Annotated in this window: 13 protein-coding genes; 1 reads left to right on the forward strand and 12 read right to left on the reverse strand. The window is 63.2% G+C overall.

Annotated features, from left to right (window positions below; all coding sequences use genetic code 11):
* Window positions 1-24 precede the first annotated feature (24 nt).
* Together SH809_15600 and SH809_15605 are read right to left on the reverse strand one after the other, a co-directional pair.
* Window positions 25-1275 carry a sigma-70 family RNA polymerase sigma factor gene (locus SH809_15600; GenBank protein MDZ4701134.1) on the reverse strand — a complete coding sequence of 417 codons (1251 nt, stop codon included), beginning with the start codon at window positions 1273-1275 and terminating at the stop codon, window positions 25-27.
* Window positions 1275-1619, reverse strand: coding sequence for a YciI family protein (locus SH809_15605; protein MDZ4701135.1), 345 nt, complete (start codon window positions 1617-1619; stop codon window positions 1275-1277). The genes SH809_15600 and SH809_15605 overlap by 1 nt, the downstream gene beginning before the upstream one ends.
* A gap of 111 nt (window positions 1620-1730) precedes the next feature.
* Here SH809_15605 and SH809_15610 point away from each other — a divergent pair, with 111 nt between their 5' ends.
* Window positions 1731-2237, forward strand: coding sequence for a TlpA disulfide reductase family protein (locus SH809_15610; GenBank protein ID MDZ4701136.1), 507 nt, complete (start codon window positions 1731-1733; stop codon window positions 2235-2237).
* A gap of 7 nt (window positions 2238-2244) precedes the next feature.
* On the opposite strand, the gene SH809_15615 is transcribed toward SH809_15610, so the two are convergent.
* The 10 genes from SH809_15615 to SH809_15660 form a co-directional block, all read right to left on the reverse strand.
* Window positions 2245-2772 carry a RidA family protein gene (locus SH809_15615; GenBank protein ID MDZ4701137.1) on the reverse strand — a complete coding sequence of 176 codons (528 nt, stop codon included), beginning with the start codon at window positions 2770-2772 and terminating at the stop codon, window positions 2245-2247.
* Between the two features lie 246 nt (window positions 2773-3018).
* The gene (locus SH809_15620; protein ID MDZ4701138.1) at window positions 3019-3516 is read right to left on the reverse strand and encodes a hypothetical protein; all 498 of its coding nucleotides are present in this window, start codon (window positions 3514-3516) and stop codon (window positions 3019-3021) included.
* 186 nt (window positions 3517-3702) lie between these two features.
* On the reverse strand, window positions 3703-5325 hold the full coding sequence (locus SH809_15625; protein MDZ4701139.1) for a tetratricopeptide repeat protein: 1623 nt from the start codon (window positions 5323-5325) through the stop codon (window positions 3703-3705).
* A gap of 176 nt (window positions 5326-5501) precedes the next feature.
* Window positions 5502-5873 (reverse strand): VOC family protein, encoded by a 372-nt coding sequence (locus tag SH809_15630; GenBank protein MDZ4701140.1) that lies wholly within the window; start codon window positions 5871-5873, stop codon window positions 5502-5504.
* 33 nt (window positions 5874-5906) lie between these two features.
* The gene (locus tag SH809_15635) at window positions 5907-6389 is read right to left on the reverse strand and encodes a heme-binding protein (protein ID MDZ4701141.1); all 483 of its coding nucleotides are present in this window, start codon (window positions 6387-6389) and stop codon (window positions 5907-5909) included.
* A 45-nt stretch (window positions 6390-6434) separates the two neighbouring features.
* Window positions 6435-7037 (reverse strand): uracil-DNA glycosylase family protein, encoded by a 603-nt coding sequence (locus SH809_15640; GenBank protein ID MDZ4701142.1) that lies wholly within the window; start codon window positions 7035-7037, stop codon window positions 6435-6437.
* An 82-nt stretch (window positions 7038-7119) separates the two neighbouring features.
* On the reverse strand, window positions 7120-7677 hold the full coding sequence (locus tag SH809_15645; GenBank protein ID MDZ4701143.1) for a dihydrofolate reductase family protein: 558 nt from the start codon (window positions 7675-7677) through the stop codon (window positions 7120-7122).
* A 48-nt stretch (window positions 7678-7725) separates the two neighbouring features.
* Window positions 7726-8184 carry a hypothetical protein gene (locus SH809_15650; protein ID MDZ4701144.1) on the reverse strand — a complete coding sequence of 153 codons (459 nt, stop codon included), beginning with the start codon at window positions 8182-8184 and terminating at the stop codon, window positions 7726-7728.
* 12 nt (window positions 8185-8196) lie between these two features.
* Complete coding sequence (locus SH809_15655) at window positions 8197-9495, reverse strand: amidohydrolase (protein ID MDZ4701145.1); 1299 nt, start codon at window positions 9493-9495, stop codon at window positions 8197-8199.
* Between the two features lie 19 nt (window positions 9496-9514).
* Window positions 9515-10733, reverse strand: a 1219-nt coding sequence (locus SH809_15660; GenBank protein MDZ4701146.1) for a YdiU family protein, incomplete at its 5' end; no start/stop codon positions are given.

Below are 10733 nucleotides of genomic sequence, written 5' to 3' on the forward strand. Positions count from 1 at the left end.
GGCTTGGTGAGATTGGATAAATGATCACCCAATAAACGACCCCATCCGCCTGCGAATCAATGCCCGTTCTTGATCTCCTCTCGCAAATTCCAGCGCACGCGATAGCTGACTGAGTCGCGACGCCCCGTCTCCAAGGCGCTCGTACACCTGCGCCAACACACAATGGTAGAGGTGTTCGTGGCCCGTCAACTCCGCCTCGTCCAGCGCCTGGAGCGCTTGCAACGCGCCGACGTTTTCGCCCATCTCAATCAGCACGACCGCCCGATTCAGTCGGACCATCGGGTTTGGCTTCCGCTTTTCAAGCAGGTCGTACAGCTTCAGAAGCGTTGTCCAGGAGGTCTCGGCGTACGTCGGGGCGATGACGTGCTGGGCGGCGATAGCCGCCTCGAGGACGTAGACGGAGGGCGAGAAGTCCGGCTGCGCTCTGGCCAGGTACGTATGCGCCACGCCGATCAACTCGCGATTCCAGGTTGACCGGTTCTGGTCGGCGAGCAGGATGATTTCATTATCAGGCCCCAGCCGGCTGTCGAAGCGGGCGGCGTGATAACACATGAGCGCGAGCAACGCGTTGGCGTCGGTGCTGTCCGTCACCGGATGCTCGCACACGAGCTTCGTGAGCCGCATCGCCTCGGCGCACAGGTCGCGGCGGATGACTTCCTCGGAGGTGGTGGAATAGTACCCTTCGTTGAAGGTGAGGTAGAGGGCCTGGAGCACGGCGTCGAGACGGGCGGTCAGCTCGGTTCCGGTGGGGATGACGAGCTGAACGCCGGCTTCCTTGATCCGGCTCCGCGCCCGTTGGAGGCGTTTTTTGACCGTCTCCTCGTGCATAAGCAGCGCCCGCGCGATCTCCTTCACCCCGAAGCCGGAGGCCAACTGAAGGGTGAAGGCGATCTGGTCCCGCTCCTCCAGGACGGGGTGGCAACAGGCAAACATGAGGCGGAGCTGGCTATCGGCGAGTTCCTTTTCATGGAAGAGCTCGTTGACGCGCACCACGAACGCCGCCGGCTCCATCATCGCCGCCTGGCGCACCTGCAGCCGGCCGCGGCGCAGCTGATCCATCGCCCGATTTTTGGCCACTTGCATCAGCCAGCCGGCGGGGTTGTCCGGGGTACGGACGCGCCACGCGCGCAGGGCGCTCAAAAAGGCTTCCTGGACGACATCCTCGACCAGCTCGAGTTGCTCAAACCCGAAAATGCGGGTGAGCACGGCGACCATCTTTCCCTGCTCCTGCCGGAAAAGATGGTCGACCAGCTCACGATGTGGCTCGTTGGGCATTACATATCGAATACAACAACCTCGCGCACCTCGACACTGCCGCCGATGCCGTAGTCTGGAAAACCGTCGCAATGCGCGATCGCGTCGGCTATATCGGTCGCGCGAATCACAAAAAACCCACCGACGAGCTCTTTCGATTCGGCGTAAGGGCCGTCGGTGACCGTGTGATTCCGTTTAACGACTTTACCCGTCGGAAGCAGCGCATCGCCGGCGACGTACCGATCCTGAGCCTTGAGCTCATCCACCCAGGCGAACCATTTGCCCATCACTTCCTGGTTTTCCTCGGCGGTATACTCCTGTTCGTTGTAGTCTGGGCCCCGGAAGATCAGCATGAACTTTTTCATCGAATTACCTCGATAGGTTGTGGAGAACGTAGATACCCTGTGACGAATAAGAGAAGAGCCCGGGGACACTTTGCACCAACTATTTCTACGATGCGTTATCTGCCGCTTTTGATGCTCATGGTACTCGCCGCGGTCTTCCCCGGCTGCCAGCCGCAAGCACCTGCTCCCGGCGAGGGGCCCCGCGTCGGCCGGCTGGCGCCGGATTTTACGGGAGAGACCCTGGACGGATCAACGGTCCAACTAGCCACGTATCGGGGCCGCTACGTGCTGGTCGACTTCTGGGGGACCTGGTGCCCGCCGTGCCTCGGCGAAATACCGTTCCTCAAACTGGCCTACGCCGCCTACCCGCGCGATCGGTTCGACATCCTCGCCATCTCTGTAAACGACCACCCGGACGACCTCCGGGCGTTTATCGAGCGCGAGGGCCTGGAGTGGACGCAGGTGGTGCAGCATGAACTCGACCCCACGCGCCGGCAGATCGTCGATGCCTACCAGATTACCGGCTACCCGTCGACATTCCTCATCGATCCCGAGGGCGTCATCGTCGCCCGGGGCGCCATCCTGCGCAGCCACAATCTCGAGAAGACCCTCGCGAAGTTCGTCGGGCCGCCGGCTTGATGATTGGTTATTCCACTTCGACCACGATCTCGATCTCGACCGGGATATCCAGCGGCAACTCGTTCGCCCCGATGGCGCTGCGCGCATGCCGGCCGGCGTCGCCAAAGATCTCGACCAGCAGGTCCGACGCCCCGTTGATCACCCAGGGCTGCCGTGTGAACCCGGGCGCGCTGTTTACCCAGCCGGTGAGTTTCACGATTCGCTTCACCCGGTTGAGCGAGCCAATCTCGGCGCGGAGCACCGCCAGCGACCGGAGAATGGTCGTACGTGCTGCCTCATACCCTTCCTCTTCCGTGAGGTCGGCGCCCACTTTACCGGTCACGATGGGTTTCCCATCGGCGATGGGGCCCTGGCCGGATAAAAACACCAGGTTGCCGGTGCGCACTGCCGGGATGTAGGAGGCGACAGGAGCCGGCACCGGAGGCAATTCGATCCCCAGCGCCGCAAGCCGCGCTTCGGGGGTGGCCGGCTGCTGGGCGCAGGCGACCTGGAGACCAAGGCCGAGGGCAAAGAATCCGAAAAGGAGGACGCGCATAGCGAATTTCATCGTGTTTGTTTCTGGTCAAGAACCTGTTGGGATTTGCGTATTATGCGAATCAGGAGTTGAAACACGACGCATACTGGCTTCCGCCGCACGCTCCCTGTTCGTCTTCCCCCGGTCAAAGCCGGGGGCAGGCTCCGCGCAGGCGGGGACCCAGAAAAATGCACGTCGCACCACTCGGGTGGGTCATACGCGGAGTAAAGGCAAGAAACGCCAACCCCGGGCCAGAAGCAACACGCGTCATTCCACCAGCTTCAAGGTGCGAAACATCCGATCGTGGAGGTGCTCGTTATCGCCGGCCCTTGCCGATGTGCTCTCGATCTTGATCGAATAACACATGTCGCGGTGGACAAAGGCGTACGCGCGACCCACTGTGGGCAGGCGAGCACCAGCGGCGATGCGCGTAAATCCAATCCCAAACATCCCCACCTGATCGGCGGATGGGGACGGGGCGGGCAAGCGGCGTTCGGACACCACCGTCGTGCCGGCCTTCACTTCGTCGATATCCGTCATGAGGGACCGCCGGCCGAGCCGGCAAAGCCACTTTCTGTACAGAGTGGGCGAGCGCTCGACGAACAGCGTCAGGAAATGCGTGCTGTAGGCGGAATCCGACGGCACCAGGCTGGAATCCACATCGACATGGCTAAAGCTGCCGAATGCGCTCCACAGGTCTCCCCCATCTTCCCCCCCATACTTCCACCCAAACTTGGCGAAGAACTGTGCTTTTGTCGTCGTCACCAGTTGGCTCGGAGCCCAGGTGTCTGGTATTCCGAGCGCGAGACCGATAGAAGGAAAGGGGTACGACCGCAAGGAACTGTCCTGCCCATACGCACAGGGGGTCAAAACGAGCAGCAAGGCAAGTAACAGCCCACTCACATCGCGAATCCGGCCAAGCGAACCTCCTCCCATGATTCCGCCTTCCGGTTACGGGTGTTTGTCGAGATAGGCTGCCGCTTCCAGAAGAGCCGGCCGTTTCGATCCCTCCACGGCGACATGGACGAGCTGCTGATAATAGTCACGCGCCGCGGCCGCGTCTCCGAGTGTAGCGGCCGAACGGGCGGCGCTAAGAAGGCTATTAAACCGTCCGGGATACCGCTCCAGCGAACGACGATACGACGCCAGCGCCTCCTCCGGCTGTTCGAGTTCCATAAAGAGATCTCCGAGGAGTTCTATCGCCGGCAGGGTAGGCCCTGGCGTGACCGCATGCTTGGGCGTAGTCGATTCCAGGTCAGCGGCTTCTTGCATCAGCCTCACCGCGGCCGCGGTGTTTCCTTCGACATGTTCGATCCAGGCACTGACCGCGAGTCGGGCCGTCTGGATGTGGCGGGCGAAGAGTTCCTCGCCGGCGGCGCGGGTCGTCGCTTCGAGCGCGCCAATCCGCTCTACCGCGGCTCGGGCTCCCACGACATCGCCCCCACGGGCTGCCCCGAGACCACGCGCGAACCACACGATGGCCTCCGGCCAGGCAAACCGATCCCAATCCAGATGTTCTGGCTGGCGCGGCGTAATCCCAGCGGCTTCGCTCCATTGGCGACGTTCCAGCGCGTAGCGAGCCTGCGTTGAAGCCAGGTGGAATGCCGTTTTAAAGGTGGGTTCCAGGCCAGGCATCGCATGCAACCGTTTTAATTGTTCGGCCGCAGCCTGGTCGGCGCCTTGCTGAAGATGGGCATAGACGAGGTACTCGATCGCGTGGGGGAATTCGTCCCACACGAACTCACCCCGTTCGCCGGCGGGGTGCTCGAGGGCCGCTTCCGCGGCGCGGATGTTCCCCTCGATGACCGCATCCCAATCGCCGAGACGGGTATAAATGTGTGTCGGCATATGGAGGGCATGCGGATTACGCGGCGCGATCGCCGCATAGGTATCGGTAATTTCCAACAACTCCTTCTCCCGCCCCTGGACATCGTTGGCGTGTACGAGGTAATGCATCGCGCCGGGGTGCCCTGGATTCGACGTGTACACCTGCATGAGCAACTCGGCGGCCCGATCCGCGTGGGCGCGGATGTCGGCAGGAGTGGACGTGGCGAGGTGCGCCAGCGCATAAAACGCGGTGATCTCCGGGTCGTCCGGTAACGACGCGTACGCCTGTTCCATGGCTTTTTCCCACCGCCGGATTCGGAGCCAGTAATCCGTTCCGGCCGGCTCCAGAAAAAAGGCCTCGGCCGACGCGATAAACTGTTGCTCACGTTCCGTGGGCGGGGCAAGCGAGCGCGCGTGCTGCACGGCCTCCCAGCCTTTCTGGAGCGCCGTGGCATTCGGCCGTGTGGGCCATAACGGTTGAAAAAGGGTCATGGCGATGCCCCAGTGCGCCATTGCGCAGGTCGGTTCTGCAGCCTCGATCCGTTCGAACGCTTCCCGCGCCTGGGGGTACGTCATGTGATGGAGCAACGTGACGGCGCGACTGAACGCTGCCTGTACCGAAGCATCGCAGGTGACCGGAAACACGATGACGCCCAGGTCGTGCTCGGAGTGTTGACCCTGAGCGATACGCGAAGAGGTCGCGCACAGCAAAAGGAGTCCACAAGTCGAAAGCGTAATGGATCGCATAGAGATGATGATTCTGGCCAGGTAAGCGTCCACGCGTATTGTTACCCACCCGTTGTAACAGCCAACTCGAAGTGGAGAAACCACATGAATATGCTTCGATAAACGCCACATGACCACTTCCGCGCCACATCACACGTCAAAACATGGCACATGATGGCGCCATACGCGCCCAGCAGCTACCTGTGCTGGTCGACCAGGATCGGGTTGCCGTCCGGATCCACGACGACTAAGCTCGCCGGCCCGCTTGTCGATTCGTCGGCTTCGGACGAAAACGCCACCCCCTCGGCCCGCAACTGCTTCTGGAGATCGCGCACATCGGTGAAGGGATCGATATTCTGCGCGTTATGATCCCATCCCGGATTAAACGTGAGGATGTTCTGATGAAACATCCCCTGAAAGAGTCCGACGATGGTTGTCCCGTTCCGCATGATCAGCCAGTTGTGCTCCTGCTGGCCGTGGAACACGGTGAAGCCGAGTTTTTCGTAGAACGCACGGGAGGCCGCGATGTCCTTTACAGCGAGGCTGATGGAAAAAGCACCGAGGTTCATGTTCGTCCGAGTTGGCGATGAATCGACAGCCCCTTATTGCCCGAGGAGGGCGTCGATGCCGGCCTGCCCGATCTGGGCGTCCTGCGCGGAGGTGACCCCAGAAACGCCGATGCCGCCGATGATGGCCCCATCGACAATGATCGGGATCCCGCCTTCGACCGGGGTGGCGCCTTCAAGCCCCAGGATGCGGAGGTTTTCGCCGCCCTGCGCGAGGGCATCCATAAATGCCTTGGTCGGCCGGCGGAAGGCCACGGCGGAATACGCTTTCGCCTGGGCGACATCGATGCTGCCAAACTGGGTATTGTCCATCCGTTGGAGCAGCACCAGATGCCCCCCCGGGTCGAGGATCGCTATCACAACGTTCCAGCTGTTCTTGAGGGCTTCGGCCTCCGCGCCGGCCACAATCGTCTTGGCCTGTTCGAGAGTGATTGGAGCGCCGTAGGGCGTCGGCTGAGCCGTCGCCGTAGCGACCGCAAAACAGAGGACGAGGCTACACAGGAGAGCGAGGTAGGTCATAGGATTCACGGGTTGTTGGTCAGGGGGTTGGGGGGTGAGCGCGGGTTACCGTTCTCCGCCGTCCGGAGTTCCTCGAAGCACGTCTCGGACCCTGGCGCGGAGGATTGGAAGCAGCTCGGCCTCGTACCATGGATTCCGCTTCAACCACAATGTATTCCGCGGACTTGGATGCGGCAACAACACGGTATGGGGCCAGGAGACCTGCCAGGCCCTCGCCGCTTCGGCGAGCGTTCCCGTGGAAGCCGGCAGATGGTAGGCCTGCGCGTAGCGCCCGACGACCAGCGTGAGTTCGAGCGCCGTAAGGTGTGCCAGCGCCTCCGCACGCCACGCCGGCGCGCACTCGGGCCGCGGCGGCAGGTCGCCGGAGGGTCCCGTCCCCGGGTAACAGAACCCCATCGGCACGATGGCCACCCGGCGTTCGTCGTAAAACTCATCCCGCGTCATCCCCAGCCACGTCCGCAGCCGGTCACCGCTCACGTCGTTGAACGGGATGCCGGTTTCGTGCACCTTTCGGCCCGGCGCCTGGCTGGCGATCAAGACGCGGGCGCGCGGATCGAGGCGCAGCACGGGCCGAGGCCCGTGGGGCAGGTGCTCGGCACAGAGCCGGCAGCCGTGAATGCGATCCAGGAGAGAAGTAATGGGGTCCATCGTTCCACTCAGGTCACGGCCAAATTATGCGCCGGTACTGATTGATTCAAACAAGAACAGGCGTCTATATGGCGTACTCCCATTAATCGATCCGGGGCACGGCATACGTCAGCACGACAAACACATCCCCGAAGCGTTCCACATCCGTGAGCCGGAGCGGCGGCGTGGTCAGCCGGCGCGGCAACAGGGGGGCGCCCCCTTCCAGCATCACGGGCGCGACAGCCAGGATCAGTTCATCCAGTAGCCCGACGTCGAGAAACTGGCCGGCCAGTTCGCCGCCGCCTACCAGCCAGATATCTTTCCCGCCGGCCGCCGCGGCCATTTCGGCGTGCACCGGACGCACATCCCCCTGGACAAACCGGATATCGGCACCCGGCACAGCGGGCAACGTGCGCCGGCTGAACACCCATGTCGGCACGGTATACGGCCACTTTTCGGGATGTTCAAGCAGACCTTCGTGGTTCAAAATCCATTCGTAGGTGGTCGAGCCCATCGCGAGCGCGCCCACCTGTGCGATGAACCGCGGGTAATGATCCCGCATGCCTTCGATCTCACCGAACTGGAAGAGCCAGTCGAGCGCGTTGTTCGAGTCGGCGATAAAGCCGTTGATGCTTGTCGCGGTATAGTAGCTGGTTTTCATCCGCTTCAGATTCGCAGGTAAGCTGGATATTCAGGACGGGCCAGATGTTCAATACGAGCCAGTCCGTTTTTTCCCTTCGGCGGAGATGGCCATCGCCGAGTTCCGCTTGAGGGATTTGATGAAGGCGGTCTTCCGAAAGCGGAGGGCGGACCAGTCTTCGTCTATGGCGACCTGCCGAACCGGTTCGTAGCCGACCTCGCCCAGGACTGTCCAGCCGGTATCCCGGTTGAATTCGCACCGGTACGTTTTGGAGGTCCCCTTGGGGTACGCGATCCAGACGACGGCGTCCCCATCCGCTACCGAGGCGATGGCGTTGCTCGCCGCATCGAGCGCGGCCTGCGTCATGGCAAACGCGATTGCGAAACGCGCCGGATGACCAGGAATAACGTCGCGATTGACGAGGACGCCTTCCAGTTGAGCCAGTTCGTTCTCAAACGAGAGGGGTGCATTGAGCACAAGGATTTCGCGCTCGGCGCCGAGGTTGAGTTTTTTGAATAGCGGCGTCATTGTCTCCACCTCTTATGGTTTTCCGCCGGCGAGATAATCCAGCACGAGCGCCGTCATGGCGCGGATGCCCACCGGCACCGCCGAGTCGTCCGCCGTCATGGTTGGGGTGTGTAATCCGCCCGAGGTCGTTCCGGGTTTCGTCGTCCCGAGGCGGAAGAAAAAGCCCGGCGTTTCCATGGCAAAATAAGCAAAATCCTCGGCGGTGCCGCTCGCCTTGAGGGCAAAGACATTTTCGGCGCCCACCACACGCTCCAGGGAGGGCCGCATACGCTCGCCCAGCGGCGGGTCGTTCACCGTAACCGGTAGGCCTCGTTCGTAGACAAATTCGTAGGTGCCGCCGGCAGCCGCGGTCGTATGCCGGATCACTTCTTCCATGCGCCGCTCGATGAGGGCCTGTACGGCCGGGTCGTAGGTCCTCACGGTGCCTTCCAGGTAGACCTCCGCCGGAATGATGTTGCTCCGCTCGCCGCCGCGGATGATGCCTGTCGTGATGACGCCATCATCCAGCGCGGACAGGTTGCGCGACTTGATGGTCTGGAGCCCGAGCACTACTTGAGCGGCCGTGACGATCGGGTCCACACCCGCTTCCGGCTCCGCGCCGTGGGACTGCCGGCCGATGATGCGGGCCGTCCACTGGTCGGCCGCGGCCATGACCGGCCCAAACGTAAACCCGAGTTGGCCGACTTCGAGCGAAGGGAGGGCATGCAGGGCGAAGATGGCTTCCGGACGCGGATCGGCGAAGGCGCCTTCTTCCAGCATGAGGGGCGCGCCTCCTTCCTCGCCGGCGGGAGGCCCTTCCTCGGCGGGTTGGAAGATAAAGACGACGGAGCCGGCGAGGGACGCCTTCATCTCCGCCAGCACACTCGCCACCCCCAGGCCCACGCTCACGTGGATGTCGTGCCCGCACGCGTGCATCACACCGACCTCCTGGCCGCCGTAGGTGGTCCGCTTCGTCGATGCAAACGGAAACCCGGTGGCTTCGACCACCGGCAACGCGTCCATATCCGCCCGCAGCGCCACGACCGGGCCCGGCTGGCCGCCCCGGAGTACGCCGACCACCCCGGTGAGGGCGATGCCGGTCCGCACTTCATCGAAACCGAGCGTGCGCAGGTGCTCGGCCACCAGAGCCGCCGTTTCATGTTCGCGATTCGACAGCTCGGGATTCTGGTGGATCTGATGCCGGAACGCGATCGCCTGCGGGGTGTGTCGCTGCACGTACGCGTCGAGATCAGGCGCCGAGCCCTGGGCGGCTGCGACTTGAAACGTGCACACAGAAAGGAGCAGAGTGGCAGACAGGCGGAGTGTTTTCATCGGATCAGGCCATAGGGGTTCAGGTACCACAAAATGTAGCGTACGGGCCGAAGCCGGCCGGCGCCGGCTCGGTATACGCCTCCCACCCTTCTCGCTCGACGAACGGGTCGGACACGGCTTCCAGCAGCCGGTCGAACGGCTGGAGATCACCCCGATCCATGGCAGCCTCGAGCGTGGCCTCCACGAGGTGGTTTCGGGGGATGTACAGGGGGTTCACGCGGTTCATCGCGGCGGCGCGTTCGGTGGCCGGCGCCGGCTCGCGGGCGAGCCGCTCCCTCCAGGCGCCGAGCCAGGCATCGATGCGCGCCGGCTCGCGGAAGAGGGCACGCACCGGCTCCACCTGCCCGAGCGCCGCGGCAGAGAGATAGCGGAAAAATAGTGTAAAATCGACCTCCTGCCCCTCCATCGCGCCAAGCAGGTCAGCCACTATGCCGGCATCCTCCGCTGCCGGCGTGCCGAGGCCGAGCTTCCGGCGCATGCCTCCCAGGTAAGCGGCTTCATACTGCTCCATAAACGACCGCACGGCGTCGACGGCGAGTTCGACGGCCCGATTCTCATCGGGATCGAGCAGGGAAAGCAGGGCCTCGGCGAAGCGGGCGAGGTTCCATTGGGCGATCGTCGGCTGGTTACCGTAGGCATACCGGCCCTGGTGATCGATTGAACTAAAGACGGCGCGAGGGTCGTAGGCGTCGATGAAGGCGCACGGACCGTAGTCGATCGTCTCGCCGGAAACCGTCATGTTATCCGTGTTCATGACGCCGTGGACGAAGCCGACGTGCATCCAGCGGGCGACGAGAGCCGCCTGACGGGCGACGACGCGGTGCAGAAAGGCGAGATAACAATCCTCCTGACCGGCGAGGTCGGGGTCGTGCCGGCGAATGGCATAGTCGGCCAGCCGGGTGAGCTTTTCGGTATCCTGTCGGACCGCAAAAAACTCGAACGTCCCCACGCGGATGTGGCTCGACGCGACGCGCGCCAGGACCGCGCCGGGTTTCGGCCCTTCGCGGTGCACCGACTCACCGGTTTTGACAGCGGCGAGGGCGCGGGTCGTGGGAATGCCCAGCGCGTGCATCGCCTCGCCGATAAGGTACTCTCGGAGGACCGGCCCGAGGACGGCCTTGCCGTCGCCGCCGCGAGAGAAGGGGGTTCGGCCGGAGCCTTTCAGGTGGATATCCCGGCGGTGGCCGTGCCGGTCGATCACTTCCCCCAGGAGCAGCGCCCGCCCATCCCCCAGCTGG

Source organism: Rhodothermales bacterium (genome assembly GCA_034439735.1).
GTDB lineage: Bacteria > Bacteroidota > Rhodothermia > Rhodothermales > JAHQVL01 > JAWKNW01.